Source organism: Paenibacillus azoreducens, assembly GCF_021654775.1.
GTDB classification, from domain to species: domain Bacteria; phylum Bacillota; class Bacilli; order Paenibacillales; family Paenibacillaceae; genus Paenibacillus_AQ; species Paenibacillus_AQ azoreducens.
The window spans coordinates 5,313,841-5,339,610 of the sequence record NZ_AP025343.1 but is presented as its reverse complement, the minus strand read 5'-3'; the positions used below and the strand labels follow the sequence as shown (position 1 = coordinate 5,339,610).

The following is a 25,770-nucleotide window of genomic DNA, read 5'->3' as shown; positions in this document are numbered from 1 at the left end:
TTGATCATTTAAGGCTCAGCGGTATTACATTTAGACGCTGATTTCATCCGGTTCTTTTTTGGCTCTGGATGACCGGTATGGGGATACTTTGTTTTTGCCTGTCGTTTTGGATAGGTACATCGCCTGGTCTGCTTGAGATACAAGTTCCTCTGCCGTCATATTTTTGCGCAGGGAACTGTAGCCGATGCTTAAGGTCACGATCGATTCTTCGGCGACCCGCGCCCGAATCCTTTCGGCGATTTCGGCCGTCTTGGCTCTTTTGTCGACAACGAGGGCAACCAGTTCCTCGCCGCCAAACCGGCCGCTCAGGCCATGTTCGGCAACTTCTTCATCGATGATCGCCGCGACCTGCTTCAAAACCAGATCTGCGCGGTGATGCCCCTCTGTATCATTCAACTTCTTAAAATTATCAATATCGCAAAAAATCATCGACACCTTAACCCCTTGATCGATATAACGGCTTAGCTGTTTCATAAAAAAGCGGCGATTATACAGATTCGTCAGGCCGTCGGTGATGGAGGAGCGGTAAATGGACTGCATCATTTCGACAATCCGTTCGAAGAGAATCCAGAACACAACCGTGTAATAAAGCAGCGGAATCCAGATTAGCGCCCTTTCGATCCATGCGCCGTGCCAAGCGGTGTAGCGGGACAGCATGCCGAGGACTGCATAGGCGAAATACAGGCCGATCCCGGTTAAATATTTGCCGCGCTGCCCGATTCGCGGGGATATAAAGAAAACGCCTGTACATAGAATGCCCAATTGGTAGATATCCAAATAAAACTTCTGCCAGCCGCTTCCCGCGAAAGGAAGGACGGCCGAAATTAGCGGTACCGGAAACAACAAAACAAGAACGGAAAATACCGCATAAGACGTCTTGTTCATACGGCGGTACAGCTGATAGACCGCAAGGTTCAGCAGCAGAAACGAGAAAACTTGCAGATCGGCGGCCAAGGGGTAGCTGCTTCCATCGGGTTTTGTCTGTGACAAGGTGAAATGGATGTTCAGCCCTTCATATGTCATAATAAAAAGGAAAGCAGCAATCATGGACAAATAAGCTTTTTTCCGCTGCTTGCTATACATGATGAGGCACATCAGCGTCATGATGAGTATGATGTATAGACAGCATGCTGATGCGATGCCGGCTTGAAGGGCAAAAGCCGATCCCGACGCATAGGGCATAGGCATATTTTCGCTCCTGAAAATCGTTTTCTTTTAGTATAAGAAAGTATAAACTCCAGGGAAACGCAACCTGATATCGCAAGCAAAAACTTCCGCTAAAAAGCGGTCTGTCTTCTTTAAGATGACGTCGATAGACGATTTTCTTCTTGAAACATATGTTCTAATATATCATAATTTCAAAGATCCGAAAAACGAAAAAGAGAATACCGGAAAGGGGCGGTTTCCCCATATGAGACTACTGCAAGCACTCTTTTTTCCACCCGAACAACCAGGTGGCGTATCTTCGATGATTCCGTATATGCAGGAGCGTTTTCAATCGTCGAGGTGGGATATGGAAATGTTCTGGCTCCCGAAGCGCATTCGCAACAAGGGCCATGAAGAGGTTCAATTTCAAACATTCGACTGGGCGGAGTACGGGGACAGCCCGACGGTCCAGAAATATATACAGACCTATAGAGACTATCTGTGGTGGACCAGGCTGAGGCTTCAGAAGCCTTATGATCTGATCCATGCGCATCATCCGATCGCCGGTCTTGCGATGAAGCAGGTTTTCCCGGAGGTGCCGTTGATCCAAACGATTCACTCAAGCTATGAAAAAGAGTTGATTTTGAACGGAAAAATTAAATCCGGCGGTCCCGAACACCGTTTTCTGGTTTCCTTGTACCGCGAACTTGAGCTGCAAAGCGAAAAGATGCTGACCGTATCCCGCTCTTTTGCGGATTACCTCGGGGCCTTTGTAGAACATCCGGACAACATCGCCGTGACGCCAAACGGTTTTGACGAAAAACGATTCAAGCCCATTCCGCATGAAAATGCGGTGCCGCAGCTGATTACCGTTTGCCGCCTGGTTCCTGCCAAGGGGCTCGACATTTTGCTCAAAGCCTGTGCGGAACTGAAAAAGAAGGGGTTCGATTACGTCCTTCATATTATTGGCGACGGACCATACCGCAAGGAGCTTGAAACGCTGGCCAAACAGCTCGGCATATATAATGAAACCATTTTTTACGGCTATACGCTTCATCCGGAGGAATTTATGCCTTTCTTTGATATTTTTGTTCTTCCTTCCCGGGCGGAGGCGTTTGGCTCCGTATTTGCCGAGGCTGCGCTGAGCTGTCTGGCACTGGTCGGAACGGATGTCGGCGGGATCGCCGAGCAAATCGAGGATGGTGTCAACGGCCTTCTGGTTCCGCCTGAAGATTATATCGCGCTTGGCGAAGCGCTGGAGAAGGTAATCAGCGATCCGCTGTACCGTTATGACCTGGCGCGCTCGGCATGGGATAAGGCGAAAATCCATTATTCCTTAACAAATGCGGTGAACGAACTCAAGAAATTATACTTACAATATTCTTCATAAGAGGTAACGGGGCTGCTGAACAAATCATTTGGACTTAAGCATGAGCTTCAGCGCCCAGAAAATAGCAAGGCACCCGAATAGCGGATAGAGGACCGACAGCAGGGAGCTGAATCCAATTTGGCTGAGCAGGAAGCAAATAAACATGACGCATGCCGAGATAACCCTGGGCGATAACGGAATATGCTGCTGCAGCTGCAGGGTGATGCCATAAATGTCGGCGACAAATGTACTGAAAATTTCCATGAAAATGAGCAGTACATATATCATCTGAACGATGGGGCCCAACTGGTTGGCGATGCTGCCCATCGGGATTTCGTACTGCCGGATTCCGGGCATATGCGCGGAAATGGAAATGTGGGCTGAGAGGAGCATAAGTCCGACGCCGATGCCGCCGATGATGCCGCCCCATTTTACGGCAGACGCGCTTTCCGTTTTGCTTCCGAGCGGGACAAACACCGCCTGGGCCATCACTAGATTAAACGCTGTGTAGATAATAGGCGACAACCATGCCGCTACCAATGGCTCATCCGTACTCAAGCTGAGAAAGCGGTCGGCCGTGGGCAGTTTTATCGTATTGAGGACAATTAGAACGGATAAAGTAAGCATCATCGGAACAACGATGCTGTTGATCTGCAAAATGGCATGGATACCGCGCTTCAGCAAAAAATAGGTGCCGATCACCGTCAATATTAGGCCTGTCTGATAATGCATGTTCAAATGCTCCATAAAGACAGAGCCTGCCCCGGCCAGCATGACGCTGTTTACGCCGACCAATACAATCAGCATGATGATGCTGATCACGGAGCCGGCTTTCGGGCCGAAAAGATGCTTGTTTAAATCTTCATAGGATCGGGCGGAAATCCGCCGCGACATCAGCATCATTTTTGTTCCAAGCCAGATGAACAGAACCGTGGCCAGCATGATGGTCAGGGATCCCCATTTGCCATATTGGGTGAAGAATTGGATGATTTCCTGACCGGTTGCAAACCCGGCCCCGACGACGGTTCCGATATATGTAAATGCGATTTGAAAGATGCGTATCACGTTTTTCATTTGGTTCCTCCCTGTTTTAAAGCGGCGCTATTGTGTACTTCGCTTTGTACAGGTTATGATGGGGACAGGGAGGACATGACTCAAGCGTGTCCAAAAAACGGTTAGACCTCGAAAGATATGATACTGCATAACTGCAGACCGCATGAGAGAAGAGAGGTATAACGGATTGACTGAAATCATGGTTTACCTGACGCAATACGGTTACATTGCTTTGTTCATATTGCTTGCTTTGGGAATATTAGGAGTTCCGATCCCTGACGAAACGCTGATTGCCACCTTCGGGGGAATGATCGCGCAAGGTCACTTCCGTTTTGCCAGTGCGCTTGCGGTTACATTTTTGGGCAGCATGACAGGGATGTTGATAAGCTATACGCTTGGAAGGAAGATAGGCAAGCCTCTTCTGGACCGATACGGCAAATGGGTCCGGCTGACGCCGAAACGCCTGCATTCAGCGGAAAAATGGTTTAAGCGGTACGGCTCCTGGAGTATTCTTTTTGGGTATTTCGTTCCTGGGCTCCGCCACTTGTCCGCCTATATGGCGGGCATCTCCAAACTGCCGCTGAGCCGTTACATCATGCTTGCCGCTGCGGGCGCGTTTGTGTTTTGCACGACGTTTTTGCTGATCGGGCATGCCGTCGGATATCACTGGAGCGATATTGCAATGATGATGGAGCGGTCATCGTTTAAGATCGGTATTATTATCACAGCGCTGATCGTCGTGATTCTGGTGGTTGCAGGTTTGTTAATGCGGAAAAAGAAAGATTGCAGGCGAACACGGCCAAGATAGTCCTGATTTCTTCTAACGAAACAGAGACGCGCTATTGCCGCAAAAATGAGGCCAAATCAAATCTAACGAAACTACAGATCGTTATTTGGGCCAAATCCGTGCTAATTACTACGCCTGTTGATTATCAAAAAAATGGTAGAAAAAGACCGCTCATTTCTGTAAAGTGTTTGTACCCCTACAAACCCTACGGAAGGTGAGACGGTCTCATGAACCATCGTACAATGTTAGTCCCTATTCTTCAATCCCTTATTCCTAACGAGGAGCTTCAACCTTTGTTACAGCAAGCCAATTATGTTGATACAGCAAGGAAATTTACAGTTTACGAGCTCTTTATCTTTCTTGCTGAAGCGGCGCTTGGGCAGTGGGATGGCTATCGAGACGGAGAAAAGCGAATGGTCGCCTGTGGATTGCGTCCGGCGGATCACTCCACGATCTCCAAAAAAGCGAAAGAAGTTCCGTTCAGCGTCTTTAAGCAACTGCTTCATCTACTGATTCGCAAATGCAATCGCTCCACTCGCAGGCGTCTTCGGCTTCCAAAAGAGCCGCTGGCGGTGGATTCCACGACCATTTCTGCCGGTCACAATCGGCTGCCTTGGGCTCCATCGGTAAAAGGAGAGAAGAGTGGCATTAAGCTGCACGTGTCTTTGTTGACTGAGACCGGCGAACTCCATCGTGTTACGGAATCGACGGGAAAACAGCACGATTCGACCCTGTGCAGTGCGGTAACGGACTCTAATTTCATTCTGGTTGCGGATCGTGCATATGGAAAGCATAAGCAGTTTGATGCGTACATGGAGCAGGAGCAACGGCAGTATTTTGTCATCCGGTTGAGAAACAATACGGTACTGCATGAGCCGGTTTATCGTGAACGAAAACGCCCTTACGAACATACAATTGAGCAAGATTTGACCTGTCAGCTCGGAACAAAAGCGTCTTTGACCCGATATCGATTTCGGGTCGTAAAGCTAAAGGATCCCCAAGGCAACCCGGTTGTCCTGGCGACCAACTTACACCGTCCCTCGGCGGAGAAAATAGCAGAAATCTACCGACAACGCTGGCAAATCGAGGTGTTTTTTCGATGGATTAAACAGCATCTGAATGTGCCCAAACTTTTTGGGAAGACACCAAATGCCGTTTACGGACAATTATACACCGCATTAATCGTGTACGTGCTGCTTCAGTACGTGTATGAGCAGGGAAATAGCCAGGTTCACCCAAGTGCACGATTATCTTTTGCAGAGTTCGATCGACTGATCAGCTTAGCGGCCTTGCCTCCCGAATGGGTGGTTTATTTGGCTCACCATTTAGCATTGCCATAACCCAGATGCTGGTAAATCAACAGGCGTGCTAATTACTGCTTATTTCGGGCAATGACGATGCCCAGTTTCGTTAAAATTAGGAGAGTCCTTATTTTGCTTAAATAACGATTGTGAGTTTCGTTAGCCGTTCCAGCGGGTGGGCCGAAGTGGATGCGAACGACGGCAGGACTAGTTATTGACGTGAGATTTATTGGACAAGGCTTTTTATCAAAAAAGAAGAAGCGCCGTCTTTGGGGGTTGATGAAATTGGAAAAGTTAAAACAAAGAATCATGGAAGAAAGCTCTATCATGTCGGAGAATGTACTGAATCTGGACGGGATCCTGAATCATCAGGTGGATCCCGAGCTCACGATGGAGATGGGCCGCGAGTTTGCCAAACGGTTTGAAGGGGCAGGCGTCACCCGTGTTATTACGGTAGAATCCTCCGGGATTGCGGTTGGCTTTGCCACGGCGCTGGAGCTTGGTGTGCCACTCGTATTCGCCCGCCGCAAAAAAACGCTGCTGGCTGATCCCGACGCCTTCTGCGAGCGTGTTCCGTCCTTTTCAAAAGGCATTGTGACCGATATCTTGCTTTCGCGCAAATATATTCAGAAGCAGGATAAAGTTTTGTTTATCGATGACATTATCGCCAATGGCGACGCGGCAAGAGGACTTTTGAAAATAATAGAACGTGCGGGGGCGGAGCTTCTCGGACTCGGCGTCGTAGTGGAAAAATGCTTTCAAGCAGGTGCGCAAACAATCCGTGAGCAGGGAATCCGGCTGGAATCGTTGGTGCGGATCAAGTCGCTGGACGAAGGCATCATAACCTTTGAGGATTAATCCTTCAGATGCTTCCTCTTCAATCGTCCAAATATAAACAATTCCTTTCAAGTAGCGCGGTTTTCGCTTATAATATAGTTAAGATCGCAAAGAGGGGAGGCGGCACAATGGGAAAAGAACCTGTAACCGAGCAATATTTTGTTGATAAGCTGGCTGCAGCCAAGGACCATTTCGAACGTGCTTTGGACTGCAAGCATACGGAGTTCGATGATCTTTATCCCTACATGATGGAGCATCCTCAGTTTTTCTGGTACAAACGCTATGTCGCCTGGTCAGAACTTCTGACTATCGTACGTATGTGTGATGAGCTTGACTTTTCCTGGAAGGATTTGTTCACCCCTCATCAAGTAGAGTATTTGAACAAACGGGTGATGTCTTCGACGGTGCTTGATTTTTGGTTCGAGAAAAATGACAGCAAAGAACACGCACAACGTTAATTCCGTTTAGATAGCCATTCTGGCAGGAAGCTGCCGCGAAAAGATATGACCTAAATGATTTCATTTAGGTCTTTTTTTGACATATCAGAAAGCATGAATTTCCGGGGTCCCCGCAAAGTAATCGGAATAGGTTTCGAAGGTCACGCGTCACTTTGTGGGGTTGAATTACCGGGGTCCCCGCAAAGTAATCGGAATAGGTTTCGAAGGTCACGCGTCACTTTGTGGGGTTGAATTACCGGGGTCCCCGCAAAGTAATCGGAATAGGCTTCAAAGGATACACGTCACTTTGTGGGGTTATTTTGTGAAACAACAGGAGGAAAGGGAGGCGATGCCAAAATGATTACCGACGAACAGCTGAACAACTACCGGCTTTCCGGAGAAACGGTCCGGGTTGTCCGCGATGGTATAGAAGACAACGACGTCAAAGGAATTGTAGTCGCGTGGGATGATGAGCATGTGCTGATCCGCCGACGCAACCGGAAGGTGGTCAAGCTCGACCGTTGCTATATATACCAGCCGTTGGACGAGCCCCGCAAAAGCCCGGAAGCTTAAACATAAATATCTATGCAGTAATGCATAATGGCAGCAGCCGCTTTGACATTGGTTAAGGCGGTTGTTTGATATCGGCTATAACGCTAACGAAATTGAGGAATGTTAAAGTCTCAAAAAAGATGGAATATCAATTCTGGCGAAATTCAGTAGCATTATCCGGTAACTGTGTTCGGGCAGATTAAACTTGGATGAAAAGCGTAAGATAACTTTTTTAAGATTATAGAATTATAAATTTTCTTGCTACGCTGAACAATTCTATAATCGCAAGAAAAACTATCTCTAAGCGCGGTCTGTCTTCTATGAGAGTACGTCGATAGACGTTTTTCTTATAAAAAAAGTGTTGACTGTATTTCGCACACATGGTATGATCTATCTTGTCGCCGCGAGAGAGTCGGAAACGATGAAACAACAAAGCGATGGACATTTTATATATGCGGTCGTGGCGGAATTGGCAGACGCGCACGGTTCAGGTCCGTGTGGGCTAACCCCCCGTGGAGGTTCGAGTCCTCTCGACCGCATCAACACACCAACGTTAGGCTTTGGTCGCAATTTTATGCGAACCAAAGCCTTTTTTATTTATTTCGTTCATTATTTGCCTATCAGACTGACGACTTTAATCATTATGATGACGATTCTATTTGTGAGGATCAGCCTTTTTGTAAGACCAGCGCCTGCAGTAACGAGCTACAACGTAGTATAACAATCTGGGGAATTTATCCATCGGGAATCTCCTTGTAATATATTATTGTTGACTTTATTACAAAACAAAAACAGAGCAAAATGAATTTCACTTGTTATGAAAAAGAGATGATGCCCAAAAGACCCGTTGGCAGCTTTTGCGGCAGGATAGTTGAGGTGAATTGGCTTGGTAAAGGTGATGGTGGTAGATGACGACGTCCTGATCCGTGAATTGGTAGGTCTCGTATTAAGGGATGAAGGCATGGATGTCATCGAAAAAACGAACGGGTTCGACGCTTGGAATTATTATATGAACAACCCCATCGATATAATCGTATTGGATATTATGATGCCCCGCATGGACGGTTGGGAGCTGTGCAGAAAGCTGAGGGAGGACGGGGACAAGCCGGTGCTCATGCTAACAGCCAAAAAGGAACCGCCGGACAAAATGAAAGGCTTCCAGTTGGGAACGGACGATTATTTGGTCAAGCCCTTCGATCCAATGGAACTGGTCATGCGGGTCAAGGCGTTGCTCAAACGGTATCGGATTGCGACCTCTCATATCGTGAAGCTCGGACGCGTGACGCTGGACAAATCAAGCTACCAGGTCCGTTTGTCCGATACGGGCGCGGAATGGGTTTTGCCTTTGAAAGAATTCGAGTTGCTGTACAAGCTGGCCAGCTACCCCGGCCAAATTTTTACGCGCGACTTGCTGATTCGAGATATTTGGGGGTACGCATACGATGGGGACGAACGGACGGTGGACACTCACATCAAGCGGCTGCGGGACAAATTCAGCGAATATGATGAAGATTTCCGGATTGTTACGATGCGCGGCATAGGCTATCGCCTGGAGGCACGCCATGATTAACTCGCTGTACGCACGGGTCGTCGTCATGTTCGTGGGTTCGGTTATCGTCAGTTTGGTGGCAGGATTTCTTGTACAAAGCTATCTGTACAAAAACCGCGTTGAATCGATCGTGGAGCAGAAGATGATCGAAAATGCCCAGATGATCATCGGCTTATACCAAAAACTGAATCCCAGGGATGCCAAAGCTTTCGTGGATGTCAGTAATTCAATGCCTTTTTACACGATACGCCTGTATGACGGCGAAGGAATGCTATTGAATCCGGGAAGCGGCGAGCCATACCGGCAGCTGGATCAACCCCGCCTGGAGCAAGTGCTGAAGCACAACAAAACGTACCGTGGCCGGTCCGGCGGAAATGACGACATTACAGTGGGGCTTCCCTTTTTGCTGAACGGTGCGCCGTATGCCCTGCTCATTACGACCGAGGTCGGATTTTTCCTCAATGAAATCGATTCGCTGATCAAATATCAGCAGTTGTTTTTGCTGGGCTTGGGGAGTATTCTGGCGCTGATCGCGGCAAGGTATTTGATTCGTCCGCTGCGGCTTTTGACTCACGCCGCGCAAAAAATGTCCAAAGGCGATTTTGCTGTTGGCCTGCCAGTAAAGCGGCGCGACGAGATCGGCCAGCTCACGCATAGCTTCAACGTCATGGCAAACGAGCTGGGCCGGCTGGATAAGCTCCGGCGGAGGTTCGTTTCCGACGTATCGCATGAAATTCAGTCGCCGCTTACGTCAATCAAGGGGTACACCAGTGTGTTGAAGCTCAAGTCCATGGATGAGCAAAGCCGCATTAGGATGTTGAATATCATCGAGGAAGAAAGCGACAGGTTGTCCAGGCTGTGTGACGATTTACTGGAATTGTCTAGTCTAGAGCACGAATACCCCAAGCTGGACGCAAAGCCGTTTCGTCTGGACGAGCAGCTGCGCCAGGCAGTCATTCGGCTGGAGCCGTTATGGTCCGTCCGCAATCTGGATATGCAGCTGGCACTGGAGCCGATTAACATTGTTGCGGATGAAGACAAGCTGAACCAGGTCTGGAGCAACTTGCTTGGCAATGGCATTAAATTTACCGGTGATTCCGGGAAAATTACGGTTGAAGCATACGTGAAGGGCCGGAGCGCGGCGGTGAGGATTACGGACAGCGGCATCGGCATACCGAAGGAGGAAATCGGCCAAATTTTCAAACCGTTTTATAAAGTCGATCAAGCGAGAAACCGAAATATAAGCGGCAACGGCATCGGTCTTTCCATCGTGAAGCGGATCGTCGATCTTCACCGCGGAGAAATCGAAGTGTTCAGCCAACCCGGAACTGGTACTTCTTTCATGATTATACTTCCCCTCCAATATGTAAAGCCCGAATTGTAATCTTCCGTTCAAACTGAGGACAAATTCGGGCTTTATACTTGAGGAACGACGGATTCAGGGAGGTGGAGCGTGCAGCCTGAAGTGGAAGGTTATGCAATAAGGGTCGGGGAGCACAGAGAAAGCATGTGAAGACGCAAATTAATTTGGATGGAGGAGACAAGCATGAGAACGTTAATTGCAATATTAACTGTTTTGACGCTCACCGTGTCGGGGAACTGGGTACATGCGCAGGAGAATGTGAAGCGGCCAGCCGCAGTTTCAGACAAGCGCCAGTTTTGGCAATCGGAGGGTTATGGCTTTATTCTTGAACTAACGGGCAAGCAGGTGAAAGTGTACAACTATACGAAGGACAGTTTGGTTCCATTCGGTCAGGGCATTATGGAGGGGAACGGCGACGTTTATATCCACGAAATTTACGGCAACGCCAAGCTGCTGGCGGATTTGGGCGTCAAGCGATTAGGGATGGGACGGTTCGCTGACGGAAGCTTGACCGACCGCTTAGGTTACGTGAAACGGCTAAAACGCGTTGATCGTCTCCCCCAAGTCAACTATAAAGGGTTCAGCGAAGATCCCGTTCACAATTTCGAGGTGTTCTGGCAATCGTTCGAGGAAAATTTCAGTTTTTTCCCGATCGTTAAAGCGGATTGGAAAGCGATGTACAAAACATACCGGCCCAAGGTCAACGCCGCGACCTCCGCCAAGGAGCTGGAATCTATTTTCTCGGAAATGTTCGGGAAGCTGAATGACGGACATAGCGTTCTTATTAGCAAAAACGGTATACGGTATTCCAAGCAAAGCAACGCCCGCGAACAGGTCTATCAGGCCAATTCAGAGTGGATGCAGCGCAATGTCGAGAAAACCTACATCGAAGGAGCTATGACCGGCAAGCTGGACGGACGCATTGCGTATGGCCGGACCGCGAGCGGCGAAGCCTACATCAGACTGACAGGTTTCGACGAATCCGATCCGCTGCGGATCGACAAGGCATTAGCGGAAATGGTGGAGGACCTGGCGGATTGCCGCAATTTTATTATTGATATGCGCTTTAACATGGGGGGCGAGGATTTTTTTGGGCTCAACATCGCTGGGTTGTTTACCGACCAGCGCAAGCTGGCTTATATCAAGCAGGCTCGAACGGGCGCTTACGAGCAATTTTCGAAGCCGGTCAAAGTGTATGTTGAACCAGGAGCGAAGCGGTTTAAGGCGGATAATGTTGTTGTGCTGACCAGCCCGCTGACGGTGAGCGCCGGCGAGACGGGAACGATGGCATTGCAATCGCTGGACCAGGCTACGGTTATCGGGGAAGCAACCAGTGGTTATTTCTCCGATATGCTGCTCAGAATGCTGCCGAACAAACAGATCTTTACGCTCAGCAACGAGCGTTATATGACTCCAGAGGGCGTCAATTACGAGCAACGAGGGCTTCCGCCGGACGAAGAAATCGTCGTGAAACAAGCCGACATCGACGCCCGCAAAGATCCGGTAATGCAGCGGGCGCTGGAGCTGTCGACCCGGAAGCCCTGATTGCTGCCTCGATACCCTCTGAATTGTTGCGTTTCAGCAGCCTCCGATTTTTGGTAAATCATCGACCGGCGTGTGTACCGCCAGACTTGATTCCTGCTGATGGCAAACGTATTCCGTAAACTGTTCAAGGAATCAGGGAAGAATAATGGAGAAGGGGAAATTATGAGGGGGGTGTCATACCCAGCGAGGAGCTGGCCGCAGCGATGATGAGGTACAACGAGGTCTGGCTAAAGCCGGGGTGCTGGTCGCGGCCGATAGGCTTCATCCAAGCTCGAGCGGGCTGGTTGTAGTCAGGTAATCATAAAATGAATAAAGTGAAAGAGGCAGCGGTTCTAGGTGAGAGCGTAGAACTATGATTGTTAAACATAAAGGGTTCCACAAATTAGGAATGCATAATATGTAGAACCCTTTATGTTATTTGAATTTTCAATTCATTTCTTACAGAACGCTATTAAGAGTACATTGCCATATCAACTGTGCAATTCTCAACATTAGCTCTCCTTTTTACTTTCGTCCCCTGAAAAAGCAGATTTGTAAAGATCATTTCTCATTACGGCTTTTTATAACGCCTTATCTAATTCCTTGTTTCCTTCTTACATTCGGGTTCCTAACCAATGCCATAATTCCGGCGATAACAAAGAACACGAGAGGGAAGAATCCAAAAACAGAAATAATACAAAGCACTACCGACCCAAGAATAAGCATCCAGCCTACTATTTTCGGATTAGCGTTCCCTTTTAACAAAAAAATAGCTAAAATACTTAGAACAATGCCGGCAATTCCGGGAAGAACCCACAACGTTCCTGCTTGGTTCATCTGCTCGAGCGTAGCAGCCACCTGGGTATCATTCCAATTGGCATGCAAATAGTCTAAATAAGTTTGATTATCTTTGCTGTATAAGAAAAATATCCCGGTCCCGACCATAATGAGACTCGTTACGGCTCCAATGATGCTTAATATGATTTCCCCTGTTCGTTTCATGTTCAACCTCCATTATTTTTAATGATATCTTTCCCATGGCAAAAATCTCACGGTTTCGCTTGAATCACCTCCTTTTATATCGGCGCAGGATGCCCCGGTGTATCATTGTCTGATCACGAAGCTACTTGCATTGGAATTAGCCATTCAAAAATATGAATGAATAATTTATAATTCATTCATATTCAAGGAAAAAAAGAATGCTTGTATGCATCCTATTTTTGGGAATCCGTTAAGCCTTTCATGATAAACTCCGCCAAATACTGTATCAATTGTGGAAAATGCCGAATCCCAATTTCCTCCTTATGTGAATCGATATATGTTAACGAGTCAAAAAAAGCAGTTAAAAGGTCGTCATCAATATCATTTCTTATTTTACCTTCGGCTCTCCATTTTTTTATTAATCCAGTATATAAGCCGCGAATGGAATCATCATTCCCTTTGACTTCTTCATAGTAGTGTTCCAGTTCCCGGAAGAGATCCCGGTTATACCATTCCTTCAGTATTTTATTTGAGTTCACGGTACTGATGTTCTGCTCAACTATTTGTCTCACAATTGTTATGGGATCTTGATTCATGTCAAGGGATTCGAAAATATGCTTCTTCAATTTCTCGTTTTCTTTAATATAAATTTCAAAGAACAATTGCTCCTTCGAGGAATAGTAGTTATAAAAAGTACCTACCGCTATTCCCGCCATTTTTGCAATATCTGAAATATTCGTATCTTTGAATCCTTTGGAGTGGAATAATTCCCAACCGCAATTAAAGATGATCTTTTTTTTATCCATTTGTTAACCAACCTCGTATGAATGAATATTTTTTTGGTTCATTCATATTAAAGCATGATTTGTATTTATCTGTCAAGAAAATGATGCCCTGAGTCACATGCGATTTGGTTGGTCAAAGAACATAAAAAGGATCACCACTTGCCACCGCGGATGCGATATCCGGTTTCGTCCTGTCACTGGCAGATGGCTAGCTTATTATTCATAGGCCCATATTAAGAACGATATTGGAAAGGGAGGAGGGGAACATGTAAAGCTGAACGGCCCCATCCCCGAAAAGTGGAGGATTGGGGCCGCTTGCGTTGGTCTGCAGTGTCAGCACTTGCCGCTTCCGTCCATAATCAATGGTGATGATGGGCATGCGCATCCGGCGCATTGGCTTTGGCGGTGCATAAAAGCGAGTTATCGTGGGCATGCCGTTCGGATTCGACTTGCAATGTCGCGTGCCAGATTTCTTTGTGTTCCAGCATATGTTCGATTTTTTTGAGAATCGCTTCGGTTTCATAAACCGTCTTGTCTCCGCCGACGACAATATGAGCAGTAAGAGCGTTCATGCTGCTTGTAATGGACCAAATGTGCACATCATGGACTCCCTTAACGCCGTCCACCCGTCGAATCGAATCGACAATTTCATTCAAATCAACATTTTTCGGCGCCCCTTCCATTAAGACGTGCAAGGACGTTTTGGTGACAAAATAACCGCTGCGCAATACAAGTGCCGCGACAATGACGCTTGCTAGCGGATCTGCCCAGCCCCAGCCAAAGAACATCATCAACAGAGCTGCGGTAATAGCGCCGATAGACCCCAACATATCGCTGAGCACGTGCAAATAGGCGCCGCGCATATTGAGATTATTCTTTGTATCGCTTCCCCTCATCATAAGCCATGCGACAAACACATTAATAAGCAACCCGATGGTACTGATAATTAACATGCCTGATGTAGCCACTTCCGGCGGATTCGTGAAACGTTCAATCGCTTCATAAAAAATATAGATGGAAATCCCGATCAGCGTGATGCCGTTAAGGGCCGCGGCTAAAATTTCAAATCGCCTGTAGCCGTACGTTTTCCCTGTGTTCACAGCTTTTGTTCCAAATGTGAATGCGAGCAAAGCAACCCCTAAAGCGATGGAATCGGACAACATATGACCCGCATCGGACAGCAGGGCCAGGCTGTTGGTAAGCACTCCTCCAACCGCTTCGATAATCATGTACGCCGTTATAATAATGAATGAAATCAGGAGTACTTTTTTATTGTTGGTATGAACATGGTTGTGTCCATGATCATGACCGTGATCGTGATTGTGTCCAGACATCCGGTATCCTCTCCTTTTGCAAATTAAATAACATAATCATTCTGCTTTTTTAATGTTCCCATTCCCGTCTTCCCATTCCTCTCTTTACAGTTAGAAGGAAACAATTTAATATTACAAACATATGAGCAATTATTCATATGTTTGAGTTGATCTTATTATATTCGTTCAAGAATACAGGTGTCAACCCTTATTCTGCCCGTCCCGAAGACAACAACAGGACCGCTCGAGCCGGATTAAACGGCGGGGCGGTCCTGTAATTTTGTAATTTATGGAGCAGTTTTTTTATTACCAGTTATTATCCGACACTTTTATAACATTGAAGTTCGGGCATTTGTCCTGACCGTAAATGGCCCTGATGCCAGGGTTATTCACCTTAACATTGGTAAAGCTCGCTGCACCGACGACGGGGCCTTGCCCGTCCTCTGCTTTGGCAACAAGTTTGATGCCATAGCGGGTCGGATTATTGATATTAATGTTCTCTAGACGAACATTAACCATCGGAAGATTTTCCGGAGATTTGGATTGGAACATTAAACCAAAGTACACCGGATTATTGATATCAACGTTTTTCACCAGGATATTCTTGAAGTTTCGGTCACCGCCAAAGAACCAGATGGCCCCGAAATTTTGATAATCATTGATTTTATCATCGGCTCCGACGCTGGTCCAGAAATCTCCTCCGGTGCGGTCTAGCGTGACGCCGTCAAATACGGTATCCTGATCGCCAAAACCTAATGTGTTGTATCCGAAGCTTAAGCTGCTAATGGTCACGCCCGGGTAAGTTAAGGTATCCGCACCGTACAGATTCTGGAAGGCGTTGCCCTGACCGCCATAGACGGCAAAAGCGGCTGCGCGTCTGACATTGGTGGCAGTGAGGTTGGTGTATTTGTTGCCCACATTGTAGGATCCGCCCGAATCGATCGCGCTGAATAATGCGAATGCATCGTCACCGGTTCCGCGGGCATAGTTGTTGTCTATGACGTTGTAGGACGAACCGTTGGTCATGTTGATTCCATCCGCAAACATGTTCTTGATCCGGTTGTTTTTGAAGGTATTGTAGGAAGAGTTGACTCCCCAATAGAGGCAGATAAAGTGTTCGGCCCAGACGTTTTCGATGGTTACGTTCCGCATGCCGTTCCCGTCAATGAATTTTCCGGGTCCGTCCTGCCTGTATACATAATTGCCCCAAGCAGATAAGTTTTTAATGGTTGAGCCGTTCGCTTCAGGCCCGATATTAAATCCGACATCGGTATTCGTCTGGTTTTGGGGGGCCGTTAGTTTGGTATGCCACGGTCCTGCACCGATAATTTCGGTAGCCCGGCCGTACAAATAGATTTTGGACGAAATCGTCCATTCGCCGGCAGGAATAAAGATCCCTTTCTTTGCTTTATCCTGCCTGAATTCGGCCAGAGCCTGCTCAATCGACTTGGTGCTCGATACTTGGACGTATTTGCTTGGATCTGGATTGGAGGCCGCCGGAGCGACATTTTCCGTTTCGATCATATCCACATAAATCCAAGGAACGTCCCCTGCGTCTTTTTGGATCTTAATCTTGGTTCCTTTCGGATAGACTTGGTCGAGCATGAACTGGGAATCCTCATACAGCCAGTAAGCTTTGGAACCTGAGTTATCATACCCTAGCCGTCCGAGAGTGGTAGGCGTAGCGTACACGTATGAGAATTTGGATGTGACGGTAAAGTTGCCTTTATCGACGCCGTCAACGTAAACGCTGATCGTTCCGGTAGTATTCTCCGCAACGGCATTGCGAAGCACAAAAGCGTTTGCGGGCGAGGTGAGCGTAAACTCTACGTATTTCCCGGTGGCATCAAGATAAACGGCCGAACGTCCGGAAGCCTCTCCTGCAAAATCGCCCGGTATAAAATTGGGGGCCAGAAGAGTGCCGTTCGTTTTGTTGGATGGAGATTCGGCTTCAAGGATGGTGAAAGGCATGTTTGCGCCTCGGCCGGTATTATTGCCTCCCGAACCGTACCTTGTTACGGTATTGCTTGGGGCGGATGAATTGCCGGCGGCGTCTTTGGCAATGACGTAATAGGTAACCGTTGCGCTGGGCGGTTGATTGTCCGTAAATGTGAGCGTCGATCCGTTTACGCTGCCGCGAAGCTGACTATTCGCGTAGATATCGTATCCGGTGACGCCAACATTATCGGTTGCCGCATTCCATGCGAGATTGATGGTGTCCGAGGTTGGCTGCGTTAAGGCCAGATTGGATGGGGCTGTAGGAGGTTCACGATCCACGTTGCCTGGTACAAAATTGATCCAGTTAATATTAAAGTCATATCCGCTGGCAAAGATGCGAAGCGTTTGTGGTCCTGAACTCAGGGTCACGTTGGCGGTGATGGTTTGCCAATTTTGCCATCCGCCGGTGTTAGGCACCTTCGTGGCGGCAAGCGTCGTCGTGCCCGATTGAAGCTGGAGCTCACCCGTGGAGGCATTGCTGGCGATCCGATACTCTACGGTGTATGTGCCTGCGTTCTGCACATTTACGTCATAATCCAGCCAGTCGCCGACATCGATCCATCCCACGTTGAGACCGCCGCCAATATCCGTCGTCGGTTCGGTCTGTATGCCACTCATGGCGCTGTAGTTTTCCGCTTCGATTTTGCCTGGAATCGTCCAAGTTGCACCTTCGGAAGCGCCGTAAATTTCGATTTCCGAAAACTGCGCAGCCGGCCAGCCGGTGTTGGCGGTTACGTTGATCCGGGCGTAGCGCGCACTGACGGTAGGGAGGTCGATCGTTACTGTATTCGCGGTGTTCGGATCGAACTTATAACTGGCCGACGCCTTGAGATCCGAGAAGCTGGTTCCGTCCGTGCTTCCTTGAATAGATAGGGTTTGCGACCGGCTCTCCCATCCGGTTGGAAGCTTCAGTACGACCTGGTTGATCGCGATCTCGCTGCCGAGGTCAACCTGAATCCATTGCGGGAAGGCATTATTGGTGCTTTCCCAATATGTGCCCTGATTACTGTCCGTTACATTGGACGCGACATAAACGTCGGCGTGGCCGGACGCAGTCACAGGTTTGCCAGCTGCCATATTCTGAGCACCAGCGGCTTGAACAGGGCGAGGGGCTCCCAATGACATCAGGAACGTTCCCAATATCATGGTTAGGATGCAAACGCAGGCAATGATTCGTTTTTTGCTTCTCACGTTTTCCATTCTCCTTAAAATATAATTTTCTCTGCGCTACACTTTGTCCTTAGCGCCGTTATCACGTGTTCCTTCCTGACTATTTTCCTATTCGAAAAATGTACATACTATCAATTAATCCGGTTGACCGCAGTGGAAGCAAACGTCGCCAACCAAATGAGAGGCACCTCCTCCTTTATTTTTTGATTGTAGCATGCGTTTCTTTTTTGATCATAAGGCAGATTTTGCCTTGAAATGAAGTCGTAATTCTATTGAAATTGTGTGTGGTATTACGAAGTGAACACATGAATGGCGATAAGACGGGGGATCACGGAATAGAATCGGCCGGATTCGCCCTTAAAATGTGGCTGCCCCATTCAGCAAACAAGAAGGCCGAACGGAAAACGTTCGGCCTTCTTCGGTATCTTCTGCTCTATCTTATGGCGGCGTCCCTGCGGCAGCCCGCAGACGGCTTAGACCAGATGGCAGGCGACATAATGTCCCGGCTTCGCTTCCCGGAATTCAGGCTTGCGCTCGGCACAGGTTGCGGTCGCGTATGGACATCGCGTCCGGAAGGAGCAGCCGCTCGGGGGATTCAGCGGACTCGGCAGCTCTCCGCTCAGCACGATGCGTTCCTTGTCGGCCTCGATGTCGGGATCGGGGACGGGAATGGCGGACATGAGCGCGCGCGTATACGGGTGAAGCGGTTCGGCATACAGCGTCCCGCTGTCGGCGAGCTCCACGATCTGGCCTAAATACATGACGGCAACCCGATCGCTGATATGCTTGACCATGGACAGGTCATGCGCGATGAACAGATAGGTCAGCCCGAGACGTTTCTGCAGATCTTTCAGCAGATTAACGACCTGGGCCTGGATCGAAACGTCCAGCGCCGAGATCGGCTCGTCGCAAATGATGAACTTCGGATCGACCGCCAGCGCGCGGGCGATTCCGATGCGCTGGCGCTGGCCGCCCGAGAATTCGTGGGGATAACGGGTGACATGATCAGGATTAAGCCCGACCAGATGAAGCAGCTCCTCGACTCGCTTCCTGCGCGCCGAACGGCTGTCGGCAAGACGGTGAATATCCAGCGCCTCCCCGATAATGTCCATGATGGTCATGCGCGGATTCAGCGATGCATACGGGTCCTGAAAGATCATCTGCATCTCGCGGCGGAATGCCTTAAGCTGCCGCGGCCTGAGCTGGTAAATGTTCGTCCCTCCGTACCAGGCTTCCCCTGCCGTCGGCTCGTATAAGCGGAGGATCGTCCGCCCCGCCGTCGATTTGCCGCATCCCGATTCGCCTACCATCCCGAGCGTTTCGCCTCTATCGACGCTGAAGCTGATATCATGGACGGCCTTCAGCGTTTGGCCGCGTCCAAGGTGGAAATGTTTGCTCAGCCGGTTAATCTGGAGCAATGGCTCTGTGTTCATCTGGCCACCTCCCGTGCCAGCGGATGCAGCAGCCAGCAGCTTGCGTTGTGGGTCCCGCTGATGGCGGTCGATTCCGGTTGCCGCTGCTGGCAGACGTGCATAGCATCGCTGCAACGGGCCCAGAACGGGCAGCCTTCCGGCGGCTTGGCCAGATCCGGCGGCGTGCCGTAAATCGGCACAAGCGGCTCATCCCTGCTCTGATCGATCCGCGGCAAGGAACGCAGCAGGCCCCGGGTATACGGATGCTGCGGCTGCTTGAATATTTCCCGCTTCGTGCCGGACTCGACGATTTGTCCTGCATACATGACGATGACGCGATCGCATAAATCCGCCACAATGCCAAGATCATGCGTAATCAAAATGATCGATGTCCCAAATTCGCGCTGCAGAGACTTTAGCACACGCAGAATCTGGGCCTGGATCGTCACGTCGAGCGCCGTCGTCGGCTCGTCCGCGATGAGCAGCGCCGGACGGCAGGCCAAGGCAATGGCAATCATGGCCCGCTGTCTCATGCCGCCGGAGAACTCGTGCGGATATTGCGAGAAGCGAGAGGCGGGATGGGGGATGCCGACCATCTCAAGCATCTCGATAGCCTGCCGCTTGGCCTCCTGCGCTGCCATGCGCTGATGTTTGGTCAGCACCTCGGTAATCTGGCGTCCGATCGTCATCGTCGGATTCAGCGATGTCATCGGATCCTGAAAAATCATCCCGATATCCTTGCCCCGGATGGACTGCATTTCATGCTCTTTCAAACGCAGCAGATCTTTTCCTTGGAAGCGGATCGTTCCTTGGTGGATGCGGGCGGGAGGCTGCGGCAGAAGACGCATGATCGCTTGGGCGGTCACGCTTTTGCCGCAGCCGGATTCGCCGACGATGGCGACGGCCTCGCCAGGCTGAACATGGAATCCGATGCCGCGCACGGCCTGCACCTCGCCGCCGCGGACATCGAAGGAGACACGGAGATCTTGGACTTCCAACAATCGTTGCATGGGCGAACCCTCCTTGTCCTTATTTTTTCATCTTCGGATCAAGCGCATCGCGCAGTCCGTCTCCGAACAGATTGAAGCACAGCATCATCAAGCTGATGAACAGCGCAGGGAAGGCAAGCCGCCAAGGATAAATGATCATGGCCTTAAGCGCGTCGTTGATCATCGTCCCCCATGATGCGGCCGGCGACTGCACGCCCAGCCCCAGGAAGCTCAGCACCGCTTCGCTGAAGATGGCTGCCGGCACCGCCAAGGTTAAGGTGACGATGATCGGGCCCATTGCGTTCGGCAGGAGATGCCGGAATAGAATGCGCATGTGAGGCGATCCCAGGGAACGGGAGGCGAGGGTATATTCCTGATTTTTGAGCTGCATCATCTGCCCGCGCACGATCCAGGACATATTGATCCAGCCGGTTACGCACAGCGCCAAAATAATCGTGGCCAGGCTTGGTTCGAAGACGACGACGAGCAGAATGGCGACCAGCAAATCCGGAATGGAATAGATGATTTCGGAGATTTTGTTCATCACCTCGTCGAGACGTCCGCCGATATAACCCATGATGCCGCCATAGATAACGCCGATGACGAGGTTGATGGCGGCGGCGGAAAAGCCGACGGTAAGAGAAATACGGGCGCCCATCCACGTGCGGGCGAACATGTCGCGGCCGAGATCGTCCGTGCCGAACCAATGCTCGGCTGAAGGCGGCAGGTTCGTCTTCTCCAGATTATTGGAATAGTAATCGTAAGGCGTCAGCATCGGGCCGATAATAGCCATAACGATGATGAGCAGCAAGAAGACAAGTCCTGTCATGGCAACCCGGTTGCTGCGCAGACGCAGCCAGGCGTCGCGCCATGCGGATACGCCTTCTTGTTCGATCGCTTCCGCCGCATGTTCGCTGACGTCCGCCTTACGAAAATCTTCCGGGGCCAGAGCGCGTTTTTCGGCAGGGGAGGAATGGAACATTGTCATGCGGCCTTCTCCTTTCTCGAGACAAGAGTGATGCGGGGGTCGATGAGTCCATATGCGATGTCGGTGATGAAGCGGGCGCACATCAGAATAAGCCCATAGAATAGGGTAATGCCCATAATGAGCGAGTAGTCGCGGTTGCTAATGCTCGTGACGAATATTTTGCCGAGACCGCCGATTCCGAAAATTTGCTCGATGATGAAGGAGCCTGTCACGACGTTGGCCGTGAGCGGCCCAAGATAGGTGACAACGGGCAGAATACCGTTGCGCAGCACATGCCTGCGTACGATGGCGCCGCGGGACAAGCCTTTGGCCTTGGCGGTCTTAATATAATCGGCCGTGAGCACCTCCAGCATGTTCGAACGCGTCAGGCGTGCGATAAAAGCGATAGGCAGCGCCGAGAGCGCCAGAGTCGGCATTATATAATCAAGTGGACCGCCTAAGCCCACGACATGCAGCCATTTCAGCTTCACGCCAAAAATATATTGGAAGAAGGAAGCGAGCACAAAGCTGGGGACGGATACGCCAAGAACGGCGATGATCATCGAGACGGAGTCGAGCAGTTTGCGATGCCGCAGCGCCGCAATCATTCCCAGGCCGACGCCGATGACAACGGAGACGATGATCGAGACAATGCCGAGCTTCAGGGAGTAGGGGAAAGCATCGCGAATCGTCTGGCCGACTTCGCGGTCCAGCATTTTCATCGAAATCCCAAGATCGCCTTTTGCCAGGTTGGACAAGTATACGAAATATTGCTCATACAGCGGTTTATCCAGTCCGTATTGCGCCAGCAAACGAGCGCGGATTTCCGGCGGAACCGCTTTTTCCGACATGAACGGATCGCCGGGAATGGCTTTCATGAGCCCAAAAGTGACGGAAGCCAGTACCCATAGCGACAGGATGAGATAGAACAGCTTGGTCAGGATGTACCGAATCATGGATGCATCCTCCTTTCTGGTCAAGTTATTTCTTTCATGGATATGAAGAAGAGGGACGCACCGGCAATGAAGCCGAGTGCATCCCGGTTAAAACTTCCTGTCAATCATGCGTGTAAGCACATTGTTATTCGAAGTAACCCCGGCTGTAGTTGATCATGCCTTGATAGTCGACAAACACGTTTTTGAGATTCGGTTTCTTCATCGCCACGTTTGTATAGTAGTACAGCGGAAGAATGGCTTGATCCTGCTCGATCAACATGCGCTCCGCTTTCGCCATCAATTCCATCCGCTGCTTGTTGTCAAGCGATTGCTTTGCCTCGTGAACGAGCTTGTCGTATTCCGGATTGCTGTATCCGATATCATTGTTGCCACTGCCGGTCATGTACAGATCGATGAAGGACATCGGGTCGTTGTAGTCGGTCTGCCATCCGGCCCGGGCCATCTGGTAGTTGAGCGCGGTGCGGTTCTTTAGGAAGACGCCCCATTCCTGGTTTTCGATTTTCACTTTGATGCCGAGATTTTTGCTCCACATGTCAGCGACGGCTTCGGCCACCTTTTTGTGGCTTTCATCGGTATTGTAGGCGATGGTAAACTCAGGCATGGAGGACAGTCCCAACTCGCCGAGTCCTTTCTGCAGCAGCGCCTTCGCTTCCTCTACATTTTCCTTGAAATAATCGTCCTTGTGTTCGGAGCGGAATTCGCCTTTCTCCCCTGCGATTCCCGGAGGGACGATGCCAAACGCCGGCAGCTGTCCGCCGAGAGTCACCTTATCGACGATCAACTGGCGGTCGATCGCCATCGCCAGTGCTTTGCGGATATTGACATTATTGAACGGTTTCTGCTTATTGTTGAACAAGTAGTAGTAGCTGGAGGCAATGCCCTTAATCTCCAGTTCATCCGGCTTCGTCTGCTTCAAGACCGGAATCTGCTCGTTTGGAATGCGTCCGGTCGGCATGCCGGCGAAATCAAGCTGGTCGGTCTCATACATGTTCAGCTCCGAGCCGGAATCGTCTACCATTGTCATCTGAACTTTGGTGAATTTGATGTCGTCCTTAGCGTAGTAATGCTCATTCTTCACCATCTCAAGCGAGCTTTGCTGCTTCCATTCGCTGATTTTGAAAGGACCGTTGGAAATAATGGTGCTCGCTTCGGCCGCCCACTTGGGATTGTCTTTAACGGAGGAATGTACCGGGAAAAAGGTCTGGAATGAAAGAAGGCTTAAAAAATACGGTGTGGAGTGTTCCAATTCAACCTCAAGCGTGTTGGCGTCCACGGCCTTGACGGCGACCGAATTCGGGTCGGCGTTCTTCTTGGTGTTGTATGCTTCGGCACCCTTGATATAGTACAACTGATAGGCGTACGGCGGTGCCGGTTGAGTTTTCGGATCAAGTACCCGCTTCCACGAGAACTCGAAGTCACCCGCAGTCACGGGATCTCCGTTCGACCATTTCGCGTCTTTCCGCAAATGGAAGGTGTACTTGGTCCCATCCGGGGAAACTTCCCATTTCTCGGCAGTGCCCGGGACGATTTCGCCCTTGTCGTTGCTCCGCGTCAAACCTTCGAACAGTCCGTTGAGCACGGCGAACGCTACGGTGTCTTGCGCCAGACCGGGATCGAGCGTCGGCGGATTCGAATGCAGATTGAAGCGGAAGACCTGCTCCTTCGGTTTTTCGGTTTTGCCCCCAGGCGCCGGATCAGCGGGTTTTTCGTTGTTCGCCTTCGGAGGCGCAGAAGATTTGGCGTCTTGGCCGCTGCTACCGCAAGCGCTCATAATAGCGCTTACAGCCAATATGATTAGCACGGCCAGTATGGATTTGCGTTTCTTTCGCATAGCGTACCCCTCTCTTTGATATAGTGGTTCACCTGACCGGCGGCAAAACGATGAAACGAAAAGAGAGGCCGCCATCGGTGTGAACCCTATCATTCTATAAACATGCCAACTCGTCTCTGTTTATTCCCATTCGCGATAAATTTTCCTGAGGGGTGTCATGGAAGGTGCTTTTGTCATGCTTAAAAAAGGTTGGCGGAAGAGGGTCTTTCGCTTCATGCCGGGGAAGAGCACGCCCAAAAAGCGAAGGCGGAAGAGTCCGGTCTGTTTTGCGTCCTTCGAACACTCCGCTTTCGAAGCTGATATTGAAAAGATCGGCAGGAATAAGCACTGAGCTTGTCGAAGAGCATGAAGCGATTGGACGGATGGGCCAATAACCAATAAATAAAGCAGTAACGACTTATAACAAGGAGGAATGACGAGTGCAGCATATTTTATTGATTGGTGCCGGCACGATGGGAGGCGCCCATACCTTTTCTTACCTTGGTCTTGACCAGGCCAAACTCGTCGGTATCGTCGATATTCAGCTGGATAAGGCAGAGCAGCTTGCGCAGCATGCCGGCGCCCGGGCGTTTGCCACTATCGAGGAAGCTCTTCAGTCGTTGGAGCGTGTCGATATCGTAGACGTTTGCGTGCCTACTTTTCTGCATAAGGAATTTGTGCTGAAAGCAGCGGAACAAGGAAAACATGTCATTTGCGAAAAGCCGCTTGCCGGAAATTTAAAGGATGCCAGGGAAATGATCGAATATTGCGAATCCCGGCAGGTTCAATTGTTTGTCGGACATGTCGTGCGGTTTTTTCCGGAATACGAAAAAGCAAAATCCCATCTGGACAACGGGGCGATCGGACAAGTGGGGGTTGTCCGCATGACGCGGGCCGGCCAGATGCCGATCGGGTGGAATGATTGGTATGCGGATTTTGCACAGAGCGGCGGCGTAGTCATGGACTTGTCCATCCACGATATCGATTTCCTTCGCTGGTGCTTCGGCGATGTGGAACGTGTTTATGCCAAAAGTTTGCATGGGCGGACAAAACACGCCAACGGCAGGATGGATTATGGGCTTGTCACGCTCCGCTTTAAGAACGGCGTGATCGCACACGTAGAGGGTTCTTGGGCGCATGAAGGCTTCACGACTAAATATGAGTTTGCGGGTTCGGGCGGAATCATTGATTTTGACAGCAACAAGGATACGTCGTTTGCCTTGACCCGGCGCCAGGCGGCGGTGACTGCAACGGGTGTCTATGTGCCGGAAAGTCCGCTCGTGCAAACCCCTTATGCCCGTGAATTGCAGCATTTTATCGGGTGCCTTGAAGACGGCTCCACACCGAAGGTAACGGCTGAGGATGGCTACAAAGCAGTCGAAATCGTGCTTGCCGCGATTCAATCCATGGAAACAGGGCAACCGGTGACTTTGGGCGAACATGCGCTGCCGGCGTTGAGCAATTAAACAGG

Annotated in this window: 21 protein-coding genes and 1 tRNA gene; 11 read left to right on the top strand and 11 right to left on the bottom strand. The window is 49.9% G+C overall.

All coding sequences use genetic code 11. The annotated features are described in order from the left end of the window. Positions 1-30: 30 nt before the first annotated feature. On the bottom strand, positions 31-1,188 hold the full coding sequence (locus L6442_RS23685; RefSeq protein WP_212979568.1) for a GGDEF domain-containing protein: 1,158 nt from the start codon (positions 1,186-1,188) through the stop codon (positions 31-33). Between the two features lie 223 nt (positions 1,189-1,411). Between L6442_RS23685 and L6442_RS23680 the strand changes: the two genes are divergently transcribed. After that, positions 1,412-2,536: a glycosyltransferase family 4 protein gene (locus L6442_RS23680; RefSeq protein WP_212979567.1), complete on the top strand. Its 1,125-nt coding sequence runs from the start codon at positions 1,412-1,414 to the stop codon at positions 2,534-2,536. A gap of 24 nt (positions 2,537-2,560) precedes the next feature. Here the strand turns inward: L6442_RS23680 and L6442_RS23675 are convergent, their stop codons facing one another. Next, on the bottom strand, positions 2,561-3,589 hold the full coding sequence (locus L6442_RS23675; protein WP_212979566.1) for a YkvI family membrane protein: 1,029 nt from the start codon (positions 3,587-3,589) through the stop codon (positions 2,561-2,563). A gap of 166 nt (positions 3,590-3,755) precedes the next feature. On the opposite strand from L6442_RS23675, the gene L6442_RS23670 reads away from it, so the two are divergent. The 9 genes from L6442_RS23670 (at position 3,756) to L6442_RS23630 (ending at position 11,939) form a co-directional block, all read left to right on the top strand. Further along, positions 3,756-4,376, top strand: a complete 621-nt coding sequence (locus tag L6442_RS23670; RefSeq protein ID WP_212979565.1) for a DedA family protein — start codon at positions 3,756-3,758, stop codon at positions 4,374-4,376. A gap of 206 nt (positions 4,377-4,582) precedes the next feature. Beyond that, the gene (locus L6442_RS23665; protein WP_212981630.1) at positions 4,583-5,695 is read left to right on the top strand and encodes an IS4 family transposase; all 1,113 of its coding nucleotides are present in this window, start codon (positions 4,583-4,585) and stop codon (positions 5,693-5,695) included. Positions 5,696-5,941: 246 nt separating this feature from the next. Beyond that, positions 5,942-6,514, top strand: a complete 573-nt coding sequence (locus L6442_RS23660) for a xanthine phosphoribosyltransferase (protein WP_212979745.1) — start codon at positions 5,942-5,944, stop codon at positions 6,512-6,514. 107 nt (positions 6,515-6,621) lie between these two features. After that, positions 6,622-6,951, top strand: coding sequence for a hypothetical protein (locus tag L6442_RS23655; RefSeq protein WP_194231588.1), 330 nt, complete (start codon positions 6,622-6,624; stop codon positions 6,949-6,951). A gap of 336 nt (positions 6,952-7,287) precedes the next feature. Further along, positions 7,288-7,503 carry a hypothetical protein gene (locus L6442_RS23650; protein WP_212979744.1) on the top strand — a complete coding sequence of 72 codons (216 nt, stop codon included), beginning with the start codon at positions 7,288-7,290 and terminating at the stop codon, positions 7,501-7,503. 433 nt (positions 7,504-7,936) lie between these two features. After that, positions 7,937-8,021 (top strand) — tRNA-Leu (locus L6442_RS23645). Positions 8,022-8,368: 347 nt separating this feature from the next. After that, complete coding sequence (locus L6442_RS23640) at positions 8,369-9,052, top strand: response regulator transcription factor (protein WP_212979743.1); 684 nt, start codon at positions 8,369-8,371, stop codon at positions 9,050-9,052. Continuing rightward, complete coding sequence (locus tag L6442_RS23635) at positions 9,045-10,415, top strand: sensor histidine kinase (RefSeq protein WP_212979742.1); 1,371 nt, start codon at positions 9,045-9,047, stop codon at positions 10,413-10,415. The genes L6442_RS23640 and L6442_RS23635 overlap by 8 nt, the downstream gene beginning before the upstream one ends. 162 nt (positions 10,416-10,577) lie before the next feature. Next, positions 10,578-11,939, top strand: a complete 1,362-nt coding sequence (locus tag L6442_RS23630) for a S41 family peptidase (protein WP_212979741.1) — start codon at positions 10,578-10,580, stop codon at positions 11,937-11,939. Positions 11,940-12,509: 570 nt separating this feature from the next. On the opposite strand, the gene L6442_RS23625 is transcribed toward L6442_RS23630, so the two are convergent. From L6442_RS23625 to L6442_RS23585, 9 genes are all read right to left on the bottom strand, one after another. After that, positions 12,510-12,920, bottom strand: coding sequence for a DUF4064 domain-containing protein (locus L6442_RS23625; protein ID WP_212979740.1), 411 nt, complete (start codon positions 12,918-12,920; stop codon positions 12,510-12,512). 212 nt (positions 12,921-13,132) lie between these two features. Beyond that, complete coding sequence (locus L6442_RS23620) at positions 13,133-13,705, bottom strand: TetR/AcrR family transcriptional regulator (protein WP_194232756.1); 573 nt, start codon at positions 13,703-13,705, stop codon at positions 13,133-13,135. A 338-nt stretch (positions 13,706-14,043) separates the two neighbouring features. Continuing rightward, on the bottom strand, positions 14,044-15,018 hold the full coding sequence (locus L6442_RS23615) for a cation diffusion facilitator family transporter (RefSeq protein WP_212979739.1): 975 nt from the start codon (positions 15,016-15,018) through the stop codon (positions 14,044-14,046). Positions 15,019-15,303: 285 nt separating this feature from the next. Then, a complete protein-coding gene (locus L6442_RS23610; RefSeq protein WP_212979738.1) occupies positions 15,304-18,195 on the bottom strand; it encodes a carbohydrate-binding protein in 2,892 nt (963 codons plus the stop codon). Positions 18,196-18,638: 443 nt separating this feature from the next. Continuing rightward, entirely contained in the window at positions 18,639-19,598 is a 960-nt protein-coding gene (locus L6442_RS23605; RefSeq protein ID WP_212979737.1) for an ABC transporter ATP-binding protein, read from the bottom strand. Then, on the bottom strand, positions 19,595-20,587 hold the full coding sequence (locus L6442_RS23600) for an ABC transporter ATP-binding protein (RefSeq protein ID WP_212979736.1): 993 nt from the start codon (positions 20,585-20,587) through the stop codon (positions 19,595-19,597). The genes L6442_RS23605 and L6442_RS23600 overlap by 4 nt, the downstream gene beginning before the upstream one ends. Before the next feature lie 19 nt (positions 20,588-20,606). Beyond that, positions 20,607-21,554 (bottom strand): ABC transporter permease, encoded by a 948-nt coding sequence (locus tag L6442_RS23595; protein WP_228101223.1) that lies wholly within the window; start codon positions 21,552-21,554, stop codon positions 20,607-20,609. Next, complete coding sequence (locus L6442_RS23590) at positions 21,551-22,489, bottom strand: ABC transporter permease (protein ID WP_212979735.1); 939 nt, start codon at positions 22,487-22,489, stop codon at positions 21,551-21,553. The genes L6442_RS23595 and L6442_RS23590 overlap by 4 nt, the downstream gene beginning before the upstream one ends. Positions 22,490-22,613: 124 nt before the next feature. After that, positions 22,614-24,320, bottom strand: coding sequence for a peptide ABC transporter substrate-binding protein (locus L6442_RS23585; protein ID WP_212979734.1), 1,707 nt, complete (start codon positions 24,318-24,320; stop codon positions 22,614-22,616). Positions 24,321-24,739: 419 nt separating this feature from the next. Between L6442_RS23585 and L6442_RS23580 the strand changes: the two genes are divergently transcribed. Continuing rightward, positions 24,740-25,765 (top strand): Gfo/Idh/MocA family protein, encoded by a 1,026-nt coding sequence (locus tag L6442_RS23580; RefSeq protein ID WP_212979733.1) that lies wholly within the window; start codon positions 24,740-24,742, stop codon positions 25,763-25,765. The last annotated feature ends 5 nt before the right edge of the window (positions 25,766-25,770 follow it).